At 56.6% G+C, this 20,375-nt stretch carries 22 protein-coding genes; 11 read left to right on the top strand and 11 right to left on the bottom strand.

Going from position 1 to position 20,375, the window contains the following annotated elements:
* Positions 1-16 precede the first annotated feature (16 nt).
* Positions 17-1,615, bottom strand: a complete 1,599-nt coding sequence (locus IEX44_RS00495; protein ID WP_188687627.1) for an EAL domain-containing protein — start codon at positions 1,613-1,615, stop codon at positions 17-19.
* A gap of 195 nt (positions 1,616-1,810) precedes the next feature.
* Here IEX44_RS00495 and IEX44_RS00490 point away from each other — a divergent pair, with 195 nt between their 5' ends.
* Entirely contained in the window at positions 1,811-2,170 is a 360-nt protein-coding gene (locus IEX44_RS00490) for a translation initiation factor Sui1 (protein ID WP_188687625.1), read from the top strand.
* 11 nt (positions 2,171-2,181) lie between these two features.
* On the opposite strand, the gene IEX44_RS00485 is transcribed toward IEX44_RS00490, so the two are convergent.
* Positions 2,182-3,057, bottom strand: coding sequence for an EamA family transporter (locus IEX44_RS00485; protein WP_188687623.1), 876 nt, complete (start codon positions 3,055-3,057; stop codon positions 2,182-2,184).
* A gap of 184 nt (positions 3,058-3,241) precedes the next feature.
* Here IEX44_RS00485 and IEX44_RS00480 point away from each other — a divergent pair, with 184 nt between their 5' ends.
* Complete coding sequence (locus tag IEX44_RS00480) at positions 3,242-3,700, top strand: copper chaperone PCu(A)C (RefSeq protein WP_188687620.1); 459 nt, start codon at positions 3,242-3,244, stop codon at positions 3,698-3,700.
* Positions 3,701-3,768: 68 nt separating this feature from the next.
* Here the strand turns inward: IEX44_RS00480 and IEX44_RS00475 are convergent, their stop codons facing one another.
* The 6 genes from IEX44_RS00475 to dcd all read right to left on the bottom strand — a co-directional run bounded on the left by IEX44_RS00475 (position 3,769) and on the right by dcd (position 10,166).
* Positions 3,769-4,158 carry a gamma-glutamylcyclotransferase family protein gene (locus IEX44_RS00475; protein WP_188687618.1) on the bottom strand — a complete coding sequence of 130 codons (390 nt, stop codon included), beginning with the start codon at positions 4,156-4,158 and terminating at the stop codon, positions 3,769-3,771.
* Positions 4,155-5,555 carry a chitinase N-terminal domain-containing protein gene (locus IEX44_RS00470; protein ID WP_188687616.1) on the bottom strand — a complete coding sequence of 467 codons (1,401 nt, stop codon included), beginning with the start codon at positions 5,553-5,555 and terminating at the stop codon, positions 4,155-4,157. Before IEX44_RS00470 ends, IEX44_RS00475 begins: the two co-directional genes overlap by 4 nt.
* Positions 5,556-5,596: 41 nt before the next feature.
* Positions 5,597-7,282 (bottom strand): single-stranded-DNA-specific exonuclease RecJ, encoded by a 1,686-nt coding sequence (recJ, locus tag IEX44_RS00465; protein ID WP_188687614.1) that lies wholly within the window; start codon positions 7,280-7,282, stop codon positions 5,597-5,599.
* 19 nt (positions 7,283-7,301) lie between these two features.
* Entirely contained in the window at positions 7,302-8,306 is a 1,005-nt protein-coding gene (locus tag IEX44_RS00460; RefSeq protein ID WP_188687612.1) for a hypothetical protein, read from the bottom strand.
* A gap of 42 nt (positions 8,307-8,348) precedes the next feature.
* Positions 8,349-9,392 carry an L-glyceraldehyde 3-phosphate reductase gene (gene mgrA, locus IEX44_RS00455; RefSeq protein WP_188687611.1) on the bottom strand — a complete coding sequence of 348 codons (1,044 nt, stop codon included), beginning with the start codon at positions 9,390-9,392 and terminating at the stop codon, positions 8,349-8,351.
* Positions 9,393-9,590: 198 nt separating this feature from the next.
* Positions 9,591-10,166 carry a dCTP deaminase gene (gene dcd / locus IEX44_RS00450; protein ID WP_188687610.1) on the bottom strand — a complete coding sequence of 192 codons (576 nt, stop codon included), beginning with the start codon at positions 10,164-10,166 and terminating at the stop codon, positions 9,591-9,593.
* Positions 10,167-10,397: 231 nt separating this feature from the next.
* On the opposite strand from dcd, the gene IEX44_RS00445 reads away from it, so the two are divergent.
* The 3 genes from IEX44_RS00445 (at position 10,398) to IEX44_RS00435 (ending at position 13,117) form a co-directional block, all read left to right on the top strand.
* Entirely contained in the window at positions 10,398-10,856 is a 459-nt protein-coding gene (locus IEX44_RS00445; protein WP_188687609.1) for a peroxiredoxin, read from the top strand.
* Between the two features lie 83 nt (positions 10,857-10,939).
* Positions 10,940-12,349 (top strand): PhoH family protein, encoded by a 1,410-nt coding sequence (locus IEX44_RS00440; RefSeq protein ID WP_188687608.1) that lies wholly within the window; start codon positions 10,940-10,942, stop codon positions 12,347-12,349.
* A gap of 450 nt (positions 12,350-12,799) precedes the next feature.
* Complete coding sequence (locus IEX44_RS00435; RefSeq protein WP_188687607.1) at positions 12,800-13,117, top strand: hypothetical protein; 318 nt, start codon at positions 12,800-12,802, stop codon at positions 13,115-13,117.
* 105 nt (positions 13,118-13,222) lie between these two features.
* Here the strand turns inward: IEX44_RS00435 and IEX44_RS00430 are convergent, their stop codons facing one another.
* Complete coding sequence (locus tag IEX44_RS00430) at positions 13,223-13,585, bottom strand: cupin domain-containing protein (protein ID WP_229678670.1); 363 nt, start codon at positions 13,583-13,585, stop codon at positions 13,223-13,225.
* 254 nt (positions 13,586-13,839) lie between these two features.
* On the opposite strand from IEX44_RS00430, the gene IEX44_RS00425 reads away from it, so the two are divergent.
* The gene (locus IEX44_RS00425; RefSeq protein ID WP_188687606.1) at positions 13,840-14,907 is read left to right on the top strand and encodes a type II asparaginase; all 1,068 of its coding nucleotides are present in this window, start codon (positions 13,840-13,842) and stop codon (positions 14,905-14,907) included.
* 70 nt (positions 14,908-14,977) lie between these two features.
* Here IEX44_RS00425 and dnaB read toward each other — a convergent pair whose 3' ends face one another.
* Entirely contained in the window at positions 14,978-16,390 is a 1,413-nt protein-coding gene (dnaB, locus tag IEX44_RS00420) for a replicative DNA helicase (RefSeq protein ID WP_188687605.1), read from the bottom strand.
* 154 nt (positions 16,391-16,544) lie between these two features.
* Here dnaB and IEX44_RS00415 point away from each other — a divergent pair, with 154 nt between their 5' ends.
* From IEX44_RS00415 to IEX44_RS00400, 4 genes are all read left to right on the top strand, one after another.
* The gene (locus IEX44_RS00415) at positions 16,545-16,976 is read left to right on the top strand and encodes a type II toxin-antitoxin system RatA family toxin (RefSeq protein ID WP_188687604.1); all 432 of its coding nucleotides are present in this window, start codon (positions 16,545-16,547) and stop codon (positions 16,974-16,976) included.
* 14 nt (positions 16,977-16,990) lie between these two features.
* Entirely contained in the window at positions 16,991-17,308 is a 318-nt protein-coding gene (locus tag IEX44_RS00410) for an RnfH family protein (RefSeq protein WP_184098584.1), read from the top strand.
* A gap of 22 nt (positions 17,309-17,330) precedes the next feature.
* Positions 17,331-17,528: a DUF1737 domain-containing protein gene (locus tag IEX44_RS00405; RefSeq protein ID WP_188687603.1), complete on the top strand. Its 198-nt coding sequence runs from the start codon at positions 17,331-17,333 to the stop codon at positions 17,526-17,528.
* Positions 17,529-17,667: 139 nt separating this feature from the next.
* Positions 17,668-18,333: a YiaD family glycine zipper/OmpA-like lipoprotein gene (locus IEX44_RS00400; protein ID WP_188687602.1), complete on the top strand. Its 666-nt coding sequence runs from the start codon at positions 17,668-17,670 to the stop codon at positions 18,331-18,333.
* A gap of 95 nt (positions 18,334-18,428) precedes the next feature.
* Here IEX44_RS00400 and IEX44_RS00395 read toward each other — a convergent pair whose 3' ends face one another.
* Entirely contained in the window at positions 18,429-18,848 is a 420-nt protein-coding gene (locus IEX44_RS00395; protein WP_188687601.1) for a DUF4124 domain-containing protein, read from the bottom strand.
* A 279-nt stretch (positions 18,849-19,127) separates the two neighbouring features.
* Here IEX44_RS00395 and IEX44_RS00390 point away from each other — a divergent pair, with 279 nt between their 5' ends.
* Positions 19,128-20,312 (top strand): AGE family epimerase/isomerase, encoded by a 1,185-nt coding sequence (locus IEX44_RS00390; protein WP_188687600.1) that lies wholly within the window; start codon positions 19,128-19,130, stop codon positions 20,310-20,312.
* The last annotated feature ends 63 nt before the right edge of the window (positions 20,313-20,375 follow it).

Here is a 20,375-nt window from a genome sequence, read left to right as displayed (position 1 = left end):
GAGGTGTACACATCACTCACGGTTCAGGGGCTTGCCGGTCTTTGGCCAGAAACGCCAGAAAATCAGCCGCCGGCACAGGCTTGCCAAACAGCCATCCTTGCCCGGATTGCACACCATGCGCCTGCAACCACTGCGCCTGAGCCTCCGTCTCAACCCCCTCGGCAATCATTTTCAGATTCAGCGAATGGCCAATCTCGACGATATGGGGCGCCACACTGGCGGTTGCTGCTTCCGTACCCACCGTATCGATAAATGATTTGTCGATCTTGAGTACATCCACCTCAAACGTCTGCAAGTACGACAACCCGGAATAACCGGTACCAAAGTCATCGATCAGTACCCGGTGCCCGCTGGCCCGCAGCTTGCCGATCACGTCCCTGGCGCTATCTGCATCCATAAAACCCCGCTCTGTCGCTTCAATAGCGATTCTGGCGGGTTCAACGCCCACTTGAGGCAATTTGCGCTTCAGCACCGCAACAAAGCGCTCCGTGCTCAGGTCAATTGCGGCCAGATTGATCGACACATACAGATCACTCCGCAACTGCAATAGCGTCGCCATCTCGGCGCACACCAGGTCAAGCACCAGATCAGTCATGGACTGAATCAGCCCGTTATCTTCCGCCAGCGGCACAAAAATGTCCGGGCGAATCATGGCCCCTTTGGCTTGCGGCCAACGAACCAGCGCCTCGGCGCCAATACAGCGTCGGGTCGTCAGATCAACAATGGGTTGATAATGCACCAGCAGGCGTTTGCGGCGAATGGCATCACGCAGTTGACCCACCATAGAGCTGCGGTTGCGAATAAAAACCCATAACGCCGCAGCAGCTGCCAAACCCAGAACAACCCCGAACGGCAGCCAGATACGCAAACTGGCGTACCAGTGCCGCATCAAATTGCCCGTAGGCTCACCGGCAACTACCGCAATCGGCAGCTGATTCGATTTGACCATGACGTAGTAATTGCCATCCGCCTGACGCGTACCAGGGCTCTGGTAGCCCTTGAGGACATACTCCGGCTGCGCATTGTGCCAGGAAGCAATCACCTCGTTGGTGGCTGTACCCACCAAAGACAGGGTCAGCCCCGGGTCTTCGACGACAACATCAACCAGGGAGTCTGGATCAACCAGCACCGCATTTCGGGCGTCAGCGATCACCAGCATCGGGATGCCGGTATTTTCGATGTCGTAGGCATTCAGCCAGACCCGATGACCCGGCCCTTGCCAGGACGGTGGCCTGAGCCTGGTCTGCTGTGTCAACCGTCCCAGCATGGACCCGCACATCAGGTATTCCCTGTCCCTCAGGGTGATGATGTCCTGCACGTAGCGATGTGTCAGCGACACGTGCCGCATTGACTGGAGATACGCGTCACCGCAGGTTTCACCTTTGACATTCTTCATGTCATTCAGCGCACCGCGCGCGTTTTCATAGACCAGTTCAACACGTGCCAGACCTCGTCGCGCATACAAGAGCAGCGCTTCGTATTCGCGGGCCTGTGCGCTTTTCTCTGCCACATAGGTCATGATGCCGACCGGGGTGATCGCCACCGCGATAATGCCCAGCACCATCAAAACGAGGTACGAGTGATGCAGCAAAGTCCTGCGCGACGGCATCTGCATGAACACGGAGTTCCTGGTGGCGGCTAAATCATGGGAATGAATTGAAGGAAAGTCGCGCACTGCCTTGCGACAACACTCTCAATTCATAGCCAGCAAATGCCACTCTTTCCTGGAAAGATGCTCACCATGCCGGTTAAGGTCCTGGCGACCCTGCTATGCTTGACAACCTTCTGGTCAATTACAGGCAATCAGCGCATGAAGTCGTCATCACAAGGCGGTCTGGTTTACTCCACAGAACATGGCCGCATGTGTCCGGACTGTCGCCAACCAGAGGCCCAGTGCGTTTGCAAACGCGCGCAACCGGTCGGGTTTGCCGATGGTGTCATTCGGGTAATGCGGGAAACCAAAGGCCGCAAAGGTAAAGGCGTCACCCTGATCAAGGGGGTGCAAATGGATACCGCCAGCCTCACCACCCTGGCCCGCCAGATCAAAGCGGTGTGCGGATCTGGCGGCACGATCAAAGAGGGCGTGATTGAAATCCAGGGCGACCATGTGGAACTGGTGCTGGCAGAACTGAAAAAGCGCAACCTGGCCGCCAAGCGTGCGGGCGGATGAGACTACCGGCTTTAGCGGTAAAAACGGGCCGTGAGAGAAAGACCAAAGACGTTGATCAGCAAGCCCAGCATCACAATCACACCACCCAGCCACTGCAGCGCAGATAAATGCTCGCCCAGGGCGAGTGCAGCGGTCACCACGCCGATCACAGGCACCAGCAAAGTCAGGGGCGCAATCTGCCGCACCGGATGGTGCGCCAGCAAGCGCCCCCAAAGCCCATATCCCATGCATGTCGCCACATAAGCCAGGTAGAGCAGTGCCAGAATACTGCTCCAGCCTGGACTGGCCAGGCTGGCACTGATGCGGGCCGGCCCCTCTAGCCACAAGGACAGCAGCAGAAACGGAATGGGCGGAACAAGCGCGCCCCAAATCACCAGACTGAGCGGGTTCACCGCCCCTGCACGCTTGACCACCAGGTTGCCAGACGCCCAGGACAAGGCCGCCAGCAAGGTCAGCACAAAGCCAAACCCGCTAAACCCCGCGTTGCTCTGCAGTCCGATCAAAGCCAGCCCTGCCGCCGCCACCAGAAGGCCAGCCATGTTATGCCAGCGCACCGGCTCACCAAAAAACAACGCTGCCAGCAAGACGGTAAAAAAAGCCTGCGCTTGCAGCACCAACGAAGCCAGTCCTGCCGGCATGCCGACGTATAGCGCTGTAAACAGAAAGGCAAACTGCCCGAGGCTGATCGTCGCGCCATAAGCCAGCAACAAGCGCCATGAGATTTGCGGACGAGGCACAAAAAAGACAGCAGGAAATGCGACGAGCGTAAAGCGCAGTGCACCCAGCAACATGGGCGGTACGCCATGCAGGCCAACTTTGATCACCACAAAGTTGACGCCCCATACAAAGACCACCACCAGCGCCGACAACCAGTCTTTCGCCTGCATGCATCCGCTCCATTCAAAGGGCCTCAAGTATGCAGCGTGACCGTTTGCCCCACTATCGGGCCTGTCAGCCGGCGTCTAGAATCTGCAACACGTTTCTGCCTGAGACAAGCATCCGGTCAGAGAAGGGGTGGATTTGAACCTTTATGCGCCCGCTCGATCCACGGATAAAAACGGAACCCGCTCAATGCTCAAGAAAACACTCTTTACCGCCCTACCCCTGGCGCTCATCCTGGCAAGCCACTGTTTTGCCGCCGACACACTCAGCGTGACCCAGGCGTGGGCCCGTGCTACGCCACCAGGCGCGACTACTGCTGCGGCGTATTTCACGATCAAGAACAACGGTGCCGCGGCCGACAGCATTGTTGGTGCCCGCACCAGCGTGGCGGATGACGCCTCTGTGCACGAAATGAAAATGGCCAATGGCATGATGCAGATGCGCGCCGTACCCAAACTGGATATCGCCCCCAAAGCAACCGTAATCTTTAGTCCGCAGGGCTATCACGTGATGCTGACCGGCCTGAAGGCACCCTTGAAGGAAGGTAGCCAGTTCAAGCTATCACTGGCATTGCAGGGTGGCGGCAGTATTGAGGTCAGTATTGATGTGCTGGGTCTGGGTGCGACCGCGTATTCGCACGCTCACTAGCAGCAACGTGCTGCACATGACAAAGCCGCCAGTCATGGCGGCTTTGTCATTGCGAGGCCTTTGGCGATCTAGTCCAGTTGCTCCAGATAAACCCCATCCGGCAACAGCCTGCCGATCGGCGCAGGGCAGAAATACGCCCAGGCTTCAACTTGGGAGCCGTCTGGAGCACGCACGGCAATCCGCTCCCGCGTATACCATTCCGGGTGCCGCTCCAGCACGTCAAGATGCGCCAGTTGCTCCGCATCGACGTCATACAGCTCCCCCGTCACCGGGTAGCGTGATTCACCCTTGAACAGAAACGGAATGCGCTGTTCCAGATAAAGCGCATAACTGTCCACTGTTCGCGCCGGGCCCATGCATGGTGTACCGCGCATCCAGTGATGATTGCGGCACCCTTGCTTGAGCGTGCCATAAACAAACACAAAACCATCATCTGGTGGATTGCTGTGCTGGGTCATTTGGCCGGTACACGCGTGGAGTTATCAGGTAGATCAAACGGCTTGCTGTTCTGATCGATTGCAGCAGGCATGGAAGCTGCGGGCGTTTGTGCTGGCGACTCCATATCCTCCGCTGTCGGCGGCGGTGGGTTCTTGCTGAGATTTGCCGCAGGCGCAGTGGGTTGCGGTGCCGTAGCGGCATCGGCGATGGCAAGCGGCTGACTGACACGGCAATCATCGTCATCAAAGCACACCTGCACGGCCATATGCACAGGCACCTCAGCGCGCAGAATACGTACCCTGCCACAATAACTGCGCGTTGCACTGACGGTTTGCGCGGATTCTTCGACGCCCTGCTGGCATTGCACCGTGTGCTTCTGAATATCGCCAAACGCGATCTTGCTATCGGCATCGAACAACTGCCAGCGTAGCGGCGCATTAGGGGCTGCAGCCACAGGCAAGGACCAGGCCAGGATATACGAATCTGCGGTACTCCCTCCCAAGGCCAGTTGCGGCACGATGCCCGACAGTTGCGTACCGACCACCTCCAGCGCGTAAACCTCGCTAGGCGTGCAGGCCAGTTTGGTACACAGTCGCACACTCAGATTGTGTTTGCCTGGCGCAAGCCCCGTCAGCGTGGTTTCACCCATCTGGCTGTTTGATTCGTCCTCGCCAAACGCGGTGGATTCAAACAGCACTTTTTTGTCGTCCACGACCTGCCAGTAATGCCCAGGCGTACCCCACCACAAGTGCCAGGTAATCTTGACCGGTTCACCGGTCGTTACCGCCGGCAACCATTCGATTTCCGGCGCCGAAGGTTTGCCATCTCCTTTAGCTCCGCCTACCCAGGTGTTGGCGTTCAATAACGTGCACACAGGTTCATTTTTCGTGCCGGTATTGCACAGCCGAATCTGGATTTCATGCCGGCCTGGTGCCAGGTCAGCGAGCGTGTAGACGCCACTTTGCACCGAGACAGCCTTGGCTGCGCTGTCTTTGCTGGTGAGCAAGGTACGCTGGGTAAAGCTTTGTGTGCGCACGCGCAGCTCACCGTTATCCCAAATCTCCCAGTACTGCGCAGTCGTACCAAAGTTGATATCCCAACCCAGGGTCAACTGATTGCCCGGCAAGGCGGCCGGCACGTCGTCCAGCGCCGGTTTAATGGGTGGCTCGACACTCGGCGCGGGAATGGACTCACCGGGGTACTGCATGGCAGGCAATGGTTGAATGGACGGATCATTCGCGGGTGCGGCGGGCGGTGTTTCGACATCAATACAGTCCACCATGCCGCCACCAGCCGGTTTACACGCACGATTACCGCTACTGGCAGCCTCCTGCTGCGTCATCAGGGTGGCGTGCGCGATGGCAAGCCAGCACGAGCACAGAGCAAAGAACACCAACCGCTGCAGGGTCAAATCCATGTCTCCGTCAATGCGCCGGACGCCGGCGCGCGTGTTTGCGTTTACTCGCAATGCTCCAGTTGCAACTGCAAAATGCGCTCGCCACGAAACTCGTTAATACTGATCGAGAACACGGCGGTGATTTTATCCGGCAAAGCTTGCGGACTGCCAAACCGGATGCCGTCGAGCACCATGCCAAACCGGGTCGCCAGTTTGACTTTAAGGTGCCGCTCACCGACAACACGTTGTTCCAGCACGCGAAATTCATCATGAAAGCGAGGCGCCGGGAACCCCTGCCCCCAAACTTGATGATCCAGTCGCGCCACCACATCCATGTTGTAGCTTTCTTCCGGCAACGCGCCATCGGTTTCGATAATGCGTTCCAGGGCCGTAACCGGCATCAATTCACGGCACACCGCCTCAAACGCTTGTTGAAAGCGTGCAAAATCTTCAGTGCGCAGACTCAGCCCCGCGGCCATGGCGTGCCCACCAAACTTCAGGATCAGCCCTTCATGGCGCTTGGAAACCAGGTCCAGCGCATCACGCAAATGCAAACCTGGAATGGAGCGCCCCGAACCCTTGATCTCACCTTCACCGCCATCGGCGAATACCAGTGTCGGACGGTGAAATTGCTCTTTGACCCGCGATGCGACAATACCAACCACGCCCTGATGCCAGTCTGCGCGGTACAAGCAGATGCTCCAGCTGTCAGCGACATTCACGCTGGCCAGAATGGTTTCTGCCTCGTCCCGCATACCCGCTTCAATGTCGCGTCGGGCACGGTTCATCTGGTCCAGTTCACTGGCCAGTGGCAACGCAGACTGCTCGGAACCCGCCAGCAAGCATGCAATGCCCAGACTCATGTCATCCAGCCGCCCTGCTGCATTCAGGCGCGGGCCCAGCGTAAAACCAAGATCAAAACAACTGGCACGATGCGGATTGCGCCCGGCCGCATTGAACAGTGCCAATACCCCGTCGCTGGCTTTGCCGCTGCGCATGCGTTTCAGTCCGTGCTCAACCAGGATGCGGTTATTGGCATCCAGCCTGACCACATCGGCGACGGTGCCGAGCGCCACAAGGTCCAGCAACTGTCCCAGATTGGGTTCGGGCTGACCGGCAAACGCCCCGCGTGTCCGCATTTCAGCTCGCGTAGCCATCAGCACATAAAACATCACACCGCAACCGGCGAGGTTTTTAGACGGGAACTCACACCCAGGCTGATTCGGATTAACGATCAAGGCATCGGGCAGGCTTTCACCCGGCAAGTGGTGATCGGTAATCAATACATCAATACCGCGCGCTTTTGCGGCCGTCACCCCAGCCACACTGGCAATGCCGTTATCCACTGTCAGAATCAGATCAGGCGATTGCTGCGCAGCCAGTTCGACAATTTCTGGCGTCAAACCATAACCGTACTCAAACCGATTGGGCACCACAAAGCTGATGGTGGCACCCAGCATGCCCAACCCCTTGATTCCGATCGCACAAGCGGTTGCCCCATCTGCATCGTAATCCGCCACGATCAAAATGCGCTCTTTGCGCTCGATTGCATCGGCCAGACGCACGGCCGCCTGGGCCGCGCCTTTCAGTTGCGACCACGGAATCAGGCGTGCAAGGTCATATTCAAGCTCGTGTTCATCGCCGATGCCGCGTGAGGCGTACAGTCGGGCCTCAAGGGCTGAATAGCCGGCCTGACGCAGTTTGGCTTCGATCTGGGCGGGTACGGTTCTGGGTTGAATCCGGGACATAGTCAATTCGCCGCTGGTGTCATCGGTTCGGCCACGGCAACCGTGACCCCTTCCAGAATTTCCAGCGCAGGCTGCGGTCGGCTTCCACTGCCAGCCCGGCTTCCGGCAATGAAAACGCTACGCTGTTAATCCGGCCCGACTTCAGGCTTTCCAGCAATGGCGCAAACCAGGTCAACTCCAGTTTTTGCCAGGCATCACGCCAGCCTTGAGGGTCATTGGCAACCAACTCCGTTCCCAATGCACTTAACACGATCATGGTGTCTTGCGCCGGAAGACCTTCCATCCGCGCAGGCAATGGATCTGCCTGCACGCGAGCGGCCCGTGCCAAAGCCTGTACCAGCGGGTCATCTGCCACGACCCGCGCTGTAGGCAGCACCGGAGTGCGGCTCAGTGGCCACTGTCCACCACCCCAGAACCAGACCGAGCTGATTGGTGGCTCGCCACGCGCTTCACGGGCGTCGTTCACCGGGTGGGTATAAAACAGCATCTGGATTTCATTCAGAGCGCGGTGCCATTGCAGTGCATCCGGCCCCTTGGGTAAAAAAGGGTCGATATTGCGGCCATTCACGGTATCGACCGGTGTACAGATCAGGCGCGGGTCTTGCGGTACGCGCAGATACCAGTGCTGGGGCGTGGCTGCGACAAAATGGTACCCATCCTCGCTGAACAGCTGATTGAGACTGTGTACGAGGCCGTCGGCATCGGCCTGGCTGATCGGAAAACTGTGGCCATCCTGCAAAGACAATTGATCACGGCCCACGTGCAAGTGGACGGGATCGGCGCGTAGCCAGTAGCCAGGTTCGGCATCTGGCAAATCAACCCCCATGGTCAGTGGCGCGACGGGCAAACCAGGCACCTCAAACCGCTCGGCGAGCCAGTCATGCCAGGATTGGGCGCGGGCAGGCAAAGACTGCCCCCGACCCAGCATTTGTCCAAGCGCGGGCAGTTTCAGGTCCGCAGTAATCTGTGATTGCAGTTCGGCATCCGGCCAGATGCCGTGAGGAATAACGAGGTGATAGCGCATGGCGGCGATTCTAGCACGCCATGCGCGACACCCTGACGGCGATCAAGGGCGCTGGTCGGTCGAGGGTTTTTCCCACAGATTGATGCCACTTTCCACTGCGTGGCGGTCGATTTCGGCCAGTTCTTCAGCGGTGAAATCCAGTTTGCTCAGCGCACCCACGTTTTCCTTGATTTGCGCTGGTGTACTGGCACCAATCAGCGCCGTCGTGACGCGTTTATCGCGCAATACCCACGCCAGGGCCATCTGCGCCAGACTCTGGCCACGACGACCCGCAATCTGATTCAGCGCACGGACGCGATTCAAGTTCTCGTCATTCAGGTGATCTTTGTGCAGCGAGCCACCGCCTGGATTATTGACCCGGGCATGCTCCGGAATCCCGTTAAGGTATTTATCGGTCAGCAATCCCTGCGCCAGCGGCGTAAAAGCAATACAACCAGCGCCTTCATCGGCGATCGCATCCAGCAACCCATGCTCCACCCAGCGATTGAGCATGTTGTAGGACGGTTGGTGAATCAGCAGGGGTATTTTCCACTCCCGCAGCAACGCCGCCATTTCGCGGGTTTTGTTGGGCGAATAGGATGAGATGCCCACATACAGCGCCTTGCCCTGTTGCACCGCAGTGGCCAGCGCCCCTGCGGTTTCTTCCAGCGGCGTATCCGGGTCAAACCGGTGAGAGTAAAAGATGTCCACGTAATCGAGGCCCAACCGCGTCAGGCTCTGATCCAGACTGGCCAGCACGTATTTGCGTGAGCCGCCACCCTGGCCATAAGGGCCCGGCCACATGTCCCAACCGGCTTTGCTAGAGATAATCAACTCATCGCGATACGGCTTGAAATCCTGACGGAACAATTCGCCAAAATTGCTTTCCGCGCTGCCATACGGCGGGCCGTAGTTATTGGCGAGGTCAAAATGGGTAATCCCCAGATCAAACGCAGTCCGCAGCAAAGACCGCTGTTTTTCCAGTGACGTTGTGCCCCCAAAGTTATGCCACAAGCCCAGCGACAAAGCCGGCAGCTTGAGACCACTTTTACCGCAGGTGCGGTACACCATCTGATCGTAACGGGATTCTGATGCAAGGTAAGACATGAGATCACTCCACAGACTGGGCAAACAGGAACAATGGCAGGTTGACCCACAACCTGCCATCCGGTTTCCTTGTATTCAAGACTGTGGCCGCGACTGCGCAAGCCCGGCATAACCTGCGCGGGCAGGTTTGGTGCTCGCGTCACGCAAACAAAAAAGACCGCGCAAGGCGGTCTTTTCCGGGTGAGGCGCATCTGCGCATCAGGTCTTTGGTAGCGTCACGCCGACCTGCCCTTGATACTTGCCACCCCGATCGCGATAGCTGGTTTCGCAGACATCATCTTCGTCGGCCTCAAGGAACAGCACCTGAGCGACGCCCTCGTTGGCGTAAATCTTGGCTGGCAGCGGCGTGGTATTGGAAAACTCCAGCGTCACGTAACCTTCCCACTCCGGCTCAAACGGCGTCACATTCACAATGATGCCGCAGCGCGCGTAAGTGGATTTACCCAGGCAAACGGTCAGGACATTGCGCGGAATCCGGAAGTATTCCACGGTGCGGGCCAGCGCAAAGGAGTTCGGCGGGATAATGCAATAGCCCTTGCCGGACACATCGACAAAGCTGTTTTCGTCGAAATTCTTCGGGTCAACAATGGTGGAGTTCAGGTTGGTGAACACCTTGAATTCATCGGCACAGCGGATGTCGTAGCCGTAGCTGGAGGTGCCATACGACACGATGCGCTCGCCATTCACCATTTTGACCTGCCCTGGCACATAGGGCTCGATCATCTGGTGTTCTTCGGCCATGCGGCGGATCCATCTATCGGACTTGATACTCATCGTTGTCACACCATCTACACAAAATGGGAGTTATTGTAACTGCACCTGACTGGCACGTGTGGCCTACATGATTGCGCACCGGCAAACGCGACGTATTTTGAGATGCTGTCCACCAACGACAGCACCTGCGGCATTTTTGCAAAACGCTTTCTTCTTACTTGCCGCTTGTGATTGCATTGACCAGAATGAAATCAGAGGGGCAAGCATCCCGAAAAACAACGGAGAATACAGATGCTCAATGAATCCTGCCCGTCTTTTGAGTTGCCCATGACGGGTGGTGCGACTTTCAACCTGGACTCGCTCAAGGGCGAAGCCTTTGTCCTGTACTTCTACCCCAAAGACAGCACACCTGGCTGCACGGTAGAAGGCTCTGACTTTCGCGACAAGCACGCGGACTTTGCCGCCGCCGGCGCGCGTGTCTTCGGCATCAGCCGCGACAGCATCAAATCCCACGAAAACTTCAAAGCAAAAATGTCGTTCCCGTTCGAGTTGATCTCCGACCCGGACGAAACGGCGTGCAATGCTTTTGGCGTCATGAAAATGAAGAACATGTACGGCAAACAGGTGCGCGGCGTGGAACGCAGCACCTTCGTCATCGACAAGGAGGGCAAGGTGGTTCATGAGTGGCGCGGGGTGAAAGTACCCGGCCACGTTGAAGCAGTGCTCAGCGTCGTGCAGGGCCTGAAATAAAGGGGAAAACGGTCTGCTTTGCAGGCCGTTTTTTGTTGGTGTTGCCCATGCGAATTGATCCGCCCGTCTACAAGGAGAGCCCGATGGCCACCCGCAAAACGAAGAAAAGCCAGGAAACGAAGCTGTTCGTGCTGGACACCAATGTCATGATGCACGATCCCACATCAATCTTCCGGTTTGAGGAGCACGATCTCTTCTTGCCCATGATGACGCTGGAAGAACTGGACGGGAACAAGAAAGGCATGACGGAAGTTGCCCGCAACGCCCGTCAAACCAGCCGCTTTATCGAAGAGTTGATTGCCGGTCGCGAAGAAGACCTGCATGCCGGTGTATCACTGGAAGATGCCAGCAAGGGACAAGCATCTGGCCGCCTTTTCTTGCAGACGGAAGCCATCACCAGCGTTTTGCCTTCCCAGTTGCCCATGGGCAAAGCCGACAACCAGATTCTCGGCGTCGTGCACCACCTGCAGCAAATGCAGCCCAAGCGCCAGGTTATTCTGGTTTCCAAAGACATCAACATGCGCATCAAGGCGCGTGCACTGGGTCTGGCGGCGGAAGACTATTTCAACGACAAGGTCCTTGAAGACACCGACCTGCTCTACACCGGCATGCGCGAGATCGACCAGACCTTCTGGGAGAAAAACGGCAAAGATCTGGAAAGCTGGCAAGAAGGCGGCCGCAGCTACTGGCGACTGAAAGGCCCAGAGGTGATCGACCTCTACCCCAACCAGTTGCTGTTCCAGCAAGGCGATCGCCCTATGGCGGCGCGAGTGGTGGAACTGGAAGGCAAAACCGCCAAGATAGAGAGCCTGAAAGACTACTCCCACCAGAAGAACGCCATCTGGGGCGTCACTGCCCGCAATCGCGAGCAGAATTTTGCGCTCAACATGCTGATGAACCCGGACGTCGATTTTGTCTCGTTATTGGGCCAGGCTGGCACAGGTAAAACGCTGCTGACGCTGGCTGCGGGCCTGGTCCAGACACTGGAATCCAAGATTTACTCCGAAATCATCATGACTCGCGTCACGGTGCCGGTCGGTGAAGATATTGGCTTCTTGCCCGGGACAGAAGAAGAAAAGATGCAACCGTGGATGGGCGCACTGGAAGACAACCTGGATGTGCTCAACCAGACCGACGCCGAGGCGGGCGACTGGGGCCGCGCCGCCACACGTGACCTGATCCGCAGCAGGATCAAGGTGAAGTCTCTCAACTTCATGCGTGGGCGCACCTTCCTGAACAAGTTCCTGATCATTGATGAGGCGCAAAACCTCACGCCCAAGCAAATGAAGACCCTGATCACCCGCGCAGGCCCGGGCACCAAGGTGGTGTGTCTGGGCAATATCAGCCAGATTGATACGCCCTACCTGACCGAGGGGTCATCCGGCTTGACTTACGTGGTGGACCGGTTCAAGTCCTGGACCCACTCCGGACATATCACCCTGCAACGGGGCGAACGTTCGCGGCTGGCCGATTACGCCGCAGAAACGCTCTAACCAAAGCGGCATCAGTCACTCATACAAAGCGGGCTTCGGCCCGCTTTTTACTTTTTTGATATTACCCAGAGAGTCGCAATGACGGGACAAGTGGTCTCTACTCACGACTGATATGCGCGGGGTCTACAGGCCCCATTTTGATGCGAATCATTTTCCGACTACATAAATCCGGCATTGAATTCGTTTTCAAAAGCCAAACATGGCATTCTTTTCAGCTTGGTGACAGCTTCACCCCTGCCCCGTATACACCTGACGGACGGTCAAGTGGTATCAGCCGCTATCCCAATAAACCCGTAATTTTATTTGCCAAGGCAAGCTCTTCAGGGGCTACCCAACCAACATACCGACGTGTACGCTGTGCGCTGTTCGGTCGTCAGTACACCCCGGGGAGGGACTGGTTTACGCCAGTAGCCGGTTGAGCGACTGTTACAACTACAAGATGGAGGATCAATGCCAACGATCAAGATTCATCGTCAGGGCGCACTGGGCCGTCAGCCGCGCATGTTGTTAGATGGACACCCACTGGGTCATACGGCGCCCGGTCATTGCCTTACCGCTTCACTTCCCCCTGGTCGCCATGTTCTGCAGGCCCAACTGGATTGGGGTAAAACTCCGCCGCTGGTATTTGATACCGATGCGGAAGAAATGCACTTTACGGTCAAAAGCGCCATGCACGGCTGGCGATTCCTGTTTGCACCGTTTTACCTGTTCGCACCCTATAACGCGTTGGTCGTAGAAAAGCAGCAACGTCAGCCGGCACACCACTAATCTGGTCTGCTCATACGGTTTGGCTGCCACGACTCAATGAAAGAAAAGGCCCGCTAATGCGGGCCTTTTTTCATGGCTGACAGATTCGGTCTTGCACTTTGCGCTTTAGCTTGCGGCCTTTTCGTAGATTGCGAAGTATTTCTTCACAGGCTCCAGCACTTCAAAACGGCCTTTGAACCCGGCCGGGATCACCAATGCCTCGCCCGGACCCACTTCCGCAAACGCCCCTGCCTCGTCATAAACCCGCGCACGCCCTTCAATGATGCTGAAGAACTCTTCTTCAGCCGGACCGAATTCAATTCGCCAACTCCCCACTTCAGATGCCCATATACCGCTCGAAAAACCATTTGCTGCATTGTCGTAGTGCAGCCATGTGGTGCGCTGCGGGTTGCCAGAAACCAGTCGCTCTGGCCGAGGGAAGTCAATCACGGGTTGGGGGTTGTGGTTCGAAAAAGCGATCACTTTCACGATTATTCCTTATCAATCATCACGTTGAGCAACACACCGGCCCAGTCTTTGCCGATTGGTATTAACGAAATCCCTGACAGTGCTTTCAGCAATGTTGTCAGCATGGGGCACGGATCATGCTTTTTATGCCATGACAAAACTTGCTTTCAGGCTGGCCCACCCATTTGAAACGTGATCTGGCCACCCAGCCAAACGAAAACAGGTTTCGTTGTTTTCAAGTCATACCCACTGAAAAACATTGTCTGGAGAGTTTTATGCTGACCAAGCTGTTTCAACGCGCACTGTTTATTGCCATCACTTGCAGTGCCACGGCCGTATGGGCCGCTGACAAACTGCCTCATGTGGTGATTCTCGCTACCGGGGGCACCATTGCTGGCACCGGCGCAACCAGCACGACTACGGTCGGTTATACCGCCGCCAAGGTCGGCGTGGAAAAACTGATCGAAGCCGTGCCAGAACTTAAACAAGTCGCCAATGTGACCGGCGAACAGGTTTTCCAGATTGCCAGTGAAAACATGACCAACGAAAACTGGCTCACCCTGGCCAAGCGCGTCAACATTTTGCTCAAGCAAAGCGATGTGGACGGCATCGTGATCACGCACGGCACCGACACCATCGAAGAAACAGCCTATTTTCTCAATTTGACGGTGAAAAGCAAAAAACCGGTGGTGATTGTGGGTTCCATGCGCCCTTCCACCGCCATCAGTGCAGATGGTCCAATTAATTTGTATAACGCCGTCGCTGTTGCAGGCAGCCCTGATTCAGTCAATCGCGGTGTACTGGTTGCCATGAATGACGAAATTCTGGGCGCGCGCGATGTCACCAAGACCAACACCATGCTAGCCAACACCTTCCGCTCGCCAGAACTGGGCGACCTGGGCTACATCGTCAGCGGCAAGCCGCAGTACTACCGCGCCACAACCAGAAAACATACGGCGGAGACCGAATTCGATATCTCGAAACTCGACCATTTACCCGCAGTGGATATTGCCTATGGCTCAGCCAACGCCAATACACTGGCTATTGACGCATTTGTTGCGGCTGGCGACGTGGGCATTGTGTATGCGGGCACGGGCGATGGCAGTCTGGCAACGCCGGTCCGCGCGCGTCTGACTGAACTGCGCCAGAAAGGCATTTATATCCTGCGCTCTTCCCGGGTTGGTAACGGCCCGACTCTGCGCAATGGCGAGAACGATGATGACAAGACTGACTTTGTCGTCTCTGACACGCTGAACCCGCAGAAAGCCCGCATTCTGCTCATGCTGGCCCTGACCAAAACCAAAGACACCAAAGAAATCCAGCGCATGTTCTACACCTATTAAGCCAGCAGACATGACAAAGGCCGGTGATGTGGCGCACCGGCCTTTGTGTGTTTGAAGCAGGCAAACGGGATTACTCCAGATCCCCGCTCCAGCCTTCCGGTTTCACCAGGGCATTATCAAAGCGCGAGTACTTGCCGATAAACACCAGCGGCACCTTGCCCGTTGGGCCGTTCCGATGCTTACCCACGATGCACTCGGCCAGACCCTTGAACTGCGAATCCGGGTTGTAGTACTCATCGCGGTACATAAACATGATGATGTCCGCATCCTGTTCGATGGCGCCGGATTCACGCAAGTCAGACATCATTGGGCGTTTGTCGGTACGCTGTTCGACCGAACGAGACAACTGCGAGAGCGCAATCAACGGGCATTTCAGTTCCTTGGCCAACCCCTTGAGCGAACGGGAGATTTCACCCAGTTCCGTCGCACGATTCTGGTCTTTGGCCCCTGCCCGACCCGACATCAGCTGCAAATAGTCGATCACAATCAAGCCCAGTTGGCCGTGCTGTCGAGCCAGACGCCGGCAACGCGTGCGGATATCCAGAGCGCTCAGTGCACCGGTTTCTTCAATAAAAATCGGGGCTTCAGAGAGCTTGTTGATGGCATAGGTCAGTTTGGTCCAGTCTTCATCTTCAAACCGCCCTGTCTTGAGCTTGTGCAGGTCGATTTTGCCAATCGAACCCACCATCCGCATGCCCAGCTGCGCCGCGCCCATTTCCATGGAAAAGATCGCAACCGGTTTTTTCAGCTCAGTGCCAACGTGCTCGGCAATGTTCACTGAAAACGCGGTTTTGCCCATGGATGGGCGGCCGGCCACAATCACAAGATCGCCTGGTTGCAAGCCAGAGGTCATTTTATCGAGGTCAACAAAGCCCGAGGCCACGCCGGTGATTTCCGACGGGTTGTCCTGCCGATATAGATAATCGATCTTCTCGACGATTTCTTTCAGGATCGGCGGCATGGCAATAAAGCCCTGCTGTCCTTTGGCTGATTGCTCAGCGATCTGAAACACCTTGGATTCGGCTTCGTCCAGGAGTTCGGTGGCTTCACGCCCGTTGGGGCTGTATGCGGCATCCGCGATCTCGTTCGCCACGCTAGCCAATTGGCGCATCACGGACTTCTCACGCACGATTTCGCCGTAGCGCCGGATATTGGCCGCCGAGGGCGTGTTTTGCGCCAGCGCGCCAAGGTACGACAGGCCGCCAACGTAAGTGAGTTCGTTATTGTTATCCAGCGATTCGGCCACGGTAATCACGTCGGCCGGCCGGTTGTGTTCAATCAGGCGAACAATGTGCTGAAAAATGCGCCGGTGATCATCACGGTAAAAATCCGCCTCACCCAGAATATCGGCAATACGGTCAAACGAAGGGTTGTCCAGCAACAAGCCACCCAGCACCGATTGCTCTGCCTCAATGGAATGCGGCGGCAAGCGCAGGTTGTCATGTTGCGTGTCAGGGACGAGGGCGGTAGGATGCTCGGTCATTTTGTAATTAAATCAAATCGCCGTTCTTCTGGTTTACTGTTTTTGTCCGGTTTGGCAAATATGCAACCAGACAGATTTCATTCACGGTCGAAGCGGCGATGCTGACGCGTTGCCGCGTCAATTCTTGTGAAAAGCCTGTTAGTTTACGCCAGACATGCAGCGCATACGAAAATCCCTGCTGGTCCCGCACAGTGCCGAACGCATGTTCAATCTTGTGGACCGGGTAGAAGACTACCCGAAATTCCTGCCGTGGTGCGGCGGAATCAACGTGCACGAACGCACTGACGAAATGCTGGATGTCACCGTCCACATTGAGTTCCTCAAGGTGAAAACCTTTTTCCGGACCCGTGACATCCGGGAGCCCTTTTCCCGCATCGACATGCAGTTTGCGGATGGTCCCTTCAAGGCGCTTCATGGTGAGTGGACATTCACTGCCCTGGACGAAGACGCCTGCAAGATCGAATTCGCGCTGGATTATGAATTTTCCAACCGCATGATTGAGGCCGTGATCGGCCCGGTGTTTTCGCGGATTACCAATACCTTTGTCGATGCATTCATTACGCGTGCCGACAAGCTTTACGACTGAAAAAGGCGGCCAGCATGAGCCATGACATCGTTGTTGAAGTAGTCTACGCCACGCGTGACAAACAGAAACTGTTGAGCGTGAAAGTGCCAGAAGGCACCACCGCAGAAGAAGCCGTGCGTCGCTCCGGCATTCTGGCCGAATTCCCGGAAATCGATCTGGCCGTGAACAAGCTTGGCATTTTCGCCAAAGCCGTCAAACCCGACACGGTGCTCCGCGAGAAAGATCGCGTCGAGATCTACCGCCCACTGATTGCCGACCCCAAGGAAGTGCGACGCCAGCGCGCAGCGGAAGGCAAGGTCATGAAGAAAGGCGGCGGGAACGCTGAAGAATAAACTGACCAGCCCGCCAAACGTCATGTCCGCCCTGCCGCCAGATAACCTGCCTGTTTACCGCCTGCTCACCGGCCCGGATGATGCGGCTTTCTGCCGCCGGGTCAGCGAGGCGCTCGCCCTGGGTTACCAACTTTACGGATCGCCCGCCGCCACGTTTAACGGCACCAGCGTGATCGTGGCTCAGGCACTGGTCTGGCCAAATGCCAACAACCAGGCATAAACGCCAATTATCTATCGTCCATTCCTGAATCTGCACGCGCTTGAGGTGTGATTGCCTGCATCTACAAATGCGATCAGCCCAGCCATACTCACGCTTCCAAATCTCTTATAAGCCCACTCAAACCCGGGAAAACAACCGCATGCGTAAAATCGTCATTCCAGCGCTGATCAGCGCCCTTTTGCTCTCTGCTTGTGCCAACGATCTGGGCGACAAGCGCAGCATGAATAACACTGAGACTGGCGCCTTGATTGGTGCTGTGGGCGGTGCAGCTATTGGCGCCGCAGTGGACAAGAATCATCGTGGTCGTGGCGCGCTGATCGGCGCGGTCGGTGGTGGCCTGGCCGGCGGCGCTATCGGCGCCTACATGGACAAACAGGCCAAAGACCTGCAAAAACAACTGGCTCCGGAAATTCAGGTCGGCAACATCACCTTGCAACGCCTGAGCGACAGCCAGATCAAGGTGACCATGACCTCGACCACCGGCTTTGATACCGGCTCTGCCGTGCTCAAGTCGGGTTTCACGCCGACACTGGACAAGATCACCCATGTCCTCAACCAATACGGCAAAACTACCGTTGGCATCGTTGGCTACACCGATAATGTGGGTAAGGCGGATTACAATCTGGCCCTCTCACAACGTCGCGCGCAATCTGTGAGCGACTATCTCACTGCACACCAGGTCAATGCCGTGCGCCTGCAAGTGGAGGGGCGCGGCGTGAATGAACCCCGCGCATCCAATGCAACAGAGGCCGGTCGTGCTCTGAATCGTCGCGTAGAACTGCTGATTACCGCCGTTTCAAACTGATTCGGCAGCGTTGCACCCAAACAAAAACAGGCGCCTGAAAGCGCCTGTTTTTGTTTATGGTGACTGCGCTGCCTTGCAGTCGGGCCAGCACCAGATTATTCCTCGCAATACTTCTTGATATCCGCCTGCGTCAGATTGATCTGGGCCTGTTTCTTGTCGGCATCCAGCATCTCCACCTCGCCCTTGTCGTTAATGGCGCGCAAACGCGTAGCGTTCTGCAGGAAATCAAGCCGCTTGTGCGCATTGGCGCAGGCGGTTGGATCCAGGGTGGTTACCTTGGTCGGCGCTGCGGCTGCAGCACTGGCAGCGGCGGCAGCACTGCCACTGGCCTGCTTGGTCGCAGGTACGCTGGTCACGTTTGTTGTTTTGACGTTCACAACCTGGGCTTTCGCGGTCGGCGGCGGCGGCGTATCCGAATACTGGGTATTGCCGTTCGCGTCTTTCCACTTGTAGATCTGGGCCTGTGCCAGTGCAGCGCATCCGCACAACACGGCCAATGCCAACAGATTTCGCATATCGTTGCTCCTGCCTCTATACAGTTGTTGCCGGCGGCGGCGCCACACAGCATGGAATCATTACATTATCAAAATCTAACTCTGTTGCTGACACGAGGCAAGCGTGGGGGGATACCGTACAGACCTCTTCACAACGCATCCGTAGAATCTGCAAAAAAGAGTTGATTGCAAGGACGCAAGTATAGTGGGCGAGCACTGCGAGCAGCATGGGGCTTGCGATGGACGCCCGCTTTCCTCCGCCGTCCGTATTTTAGCTTCCCTCTATTGGCAGGAGACCTCATGAGTACCAACCGCCCCGAATTCCGCAGTCGCCAGTTTTTGCTGGATCACATCCGTCACACCATGTCCTTTTACGACCCGCGTTCGGTCGACACGCACGGCGGTTTCTACCATTACTACAAAGATGACGGCGAGATTTACGATAAATCGACCCGCCACCTTGTCTCTTCTACGCGCTTTGTCTTCAACAATGCGATGGCATGGCTGCAGTTTCAGCAGCCGCAATATCAAGAACGCGTACAACACGGCATCGACTTTATTCGCAATGTCCATCGCAACCCGCAAACAGGGGGTTACGCATGGGTATTGAAGGATGGCAAAGTCGCCGACAGCACCAATATGTGTTACGGCCTGGCGTTTGTCATGCTTGCCTATGCTTGTGGCGTGCGCTCCGGTATTCCCCAGGCCGCTGAGTGGCTGGGCGAAACCTACGACCTGATGGAAAAGCACTTCTGGCTGCCAGAGCATGGCATGTATGGCAGCGAGGCCAGCGCGGACTGGAAGCTGGATGATTATCGAGGCCAGAACGATAACATGCACGCCTGCGAAGCGATGCTGGCGGCATTTGAAGCCACCGGTGAGCAGCGTTATCTGGAACGCGCCAAAACCCTGGCCAAGAATTTCACCATCGTTCAGGCTGGCCGTACTGGCGGGCAGGTTTGGGAGCATTTCCGTACCGACTGGACGCCAGATCTGGAATACAACAAGGGCGATCGCACGAACATATTTCGTCCTTGGGGCTTTCAGACCGGACACCAGACCGAGTGGGCGAAACTGCTGTTGATACTGGATCGTCATGCTCCGGCGGAATGGCATCTGGACCGTGCCCGCGAACTGTTTGACCGCGCCATGGAGCATGGCTGGGACCATGAACACGGTGGCCTGGTTTACGGTTACGATCTGGAAGGCAAGCTGTACGACGGCGACAAATATTTTTGGGTGCAGGCCGAATCTTTTGCCGCAGCTGCGCTGCTAGCCAACCGCACTGGCGATGCCAAATACTGGGAATGGTATGAGCGCATCTGGGCATACAGCTGGGAATTCTTTGTGGACCACAAGTATGGCGCCTGGTACCGCATTCTGACGCCGGAAAACGGCAAGGTGGATGATGAAAAGTCACCAGCAGGCAAGACGGACTACCACACCATGGGTGCATGCTATGAAGCACTCAATGTGATCAAATAAGTCTGGTCTGGCAATCAAAAAACGGCGCTTCAGAGCGCCGTTTTTTTGTGCATCAATCGCAGT

The organism is Silvimonas amylolytica (assembly GCF_014645555.1).
Lineage (GTDB): Bacteria > Pseudomonadota > Gammaproteobacteria > Burkholderiales > Chitinibacteraceae > Silvimonas > Silvimonas amylolytica.
The sequence above is the reverse complement of the archived record's forward strand: the minus strand, read 5'-3'. Positions and strand labels throughout refer to the sequence as shown.

Bases quoted from the DNA above. Each gene is read 5' to 3' on its own strand.
- IEX44_RS00495 (WP_188687627.1), bottom strand. From the start codon at position 1,615: ATGCAGATGCCGTCGCGCAGGACTTTGCTGCATCACTCGTACCTCGTT.
- IEX44_RS00490 (WP_188687625.1), top strand. From the start codon at position 1,811: ATGAAGTCGTCATCACAAGGCGGTCTGGTTTACTCCACAGAACATGGC.
- IEX44_RS00485 (WP_188687623.1), bottom strand. From the start codon at position 3,057: ATGCAGGCGAAAGACTGGTTGTCGGCGCTGGTGGTGGTCTTTGTATGG.
- IEX44_RS00480 (WP_188687620.1), top strand. From the start codon at position 3,242: ATGCTCAAGAAAACACTCTTTACCGCCCTACCCCTGGCGCTCATCCTG.
- IEX44_RS00475 (WP_188687618.1), bottom strand. From the start codon at position 4,158: ATGACCCAGCACAGCAATCCACCAGATGATGGTTTTGTGTTTGTTTAT.
- IEX44_RS00470 (WP_188687616.1), bottom strand. From the start codon at position 5,555: ATGGATTTGACCCTGCAGCGGTTGGTGTTCTTTGCTCTGTGCTCGTGC.
- recJ (WP_188687614.1), bottom strand. From the start codon at position 7,282: ATGTCCCGGATTCAACCCAGAACCGTACCCGCCCAGATCGAAGCCAAA.
- IEX44_RS00460 (WP_188687612.1), bottom strand. From the start codon at position 8,306: ATGCGCTATCACCTCGTTATTCCTCACGGCATCTGGCCGGATGCCGAA.
- mgrA (WP_188687611.1), bottom strand. From the start codon at position 9,392: ATGTCTTACCTTGCATCAGAATCCCGTTACGATCAGATGGTGTACCGC.
- dcd (WP_188687610.1), bottom strand. From the start codon at position 10,166: ATGAGTATCAAGTCCGATAGATGGATCCGCCGCATGGCCGAAGAACAC.
- IEX44_RS00445 (WP_188687609.1), top strand. From the start codon at position 10,398: ATGCTCAATGAATCCTGCCCGTCTTTTGAGTTGCCCATGACGGGTGGT.
- IEX44_RS00440 (WP_188687608.1), top strand. From the start codon at position 10,940: ATGGCCACCCGCAAAACGAAGAAAAGCCAGGAAACGAAGCTGTTCGTG.
- IEX44_RS00435 (WP_188687607.1), top strand. From the start codon at position 12,800: ATGCCAACGATCAAGATTCATCGTCAGGGCGCACTGGGCCGTCAGCCG.
- IEX44_RS00425 (WP_188687606.1), top strand. From the start codon at position 13,840: ATGCTGACCAAGCTGTTTCAACGCGCACTGTTTATTGCCATCACTTGC.
- dnaB (WP_188687605.1), bottom strand. From the start codon at position 16,390: ATGACCGAGCATCCTACCGCCCTCGTCCCTGACACGCAACATGACAAC.
- IEX44_RS00415 (WP_188687604.1), top strand. From the start codon at position 16,545: ATGCAGCGCATACGAAAATCCCTGCTGGTCCCGCACAGTGCCGAACGC.
- IEX44_RS00410 (WP_184098584.1), top strand. From the start codon at position 16,991: ATGAGCCATGACATCGTTGTTGAAGTAGTCTACGCCACGCGTGACAAA.
- IEX44_RS00405 (WP_188687603.1), top strand. From the start codon at position 17,331: ATGTCCGCCCTGCCGCCAGATAACCTGCCTGTTTACCGCCTGCTCACC.
- IEX44_RS00400 (WP_188687602.1), top strand. From the start codon at position 17,668: ATGCGTAAAATCGTCATTCCAGCGCTGATCAGCGCCCTTTTGCTCTCT.
- IEX44_RS00395 (WP_188687601.1), bottom strand. From the start codon at position 18,848: ATGCGAAATCTGTTGGCATTGGCCGTGTTGTGCGGATGCGCTGCACTG.
- IEX44_RS00390 (WP_188687600.1), top strand. From the start codon at position 19,128: ATGAGTACCAACCGCCCCGAATTCCGCAGTCGCCAGTTTTTGCTGGAT.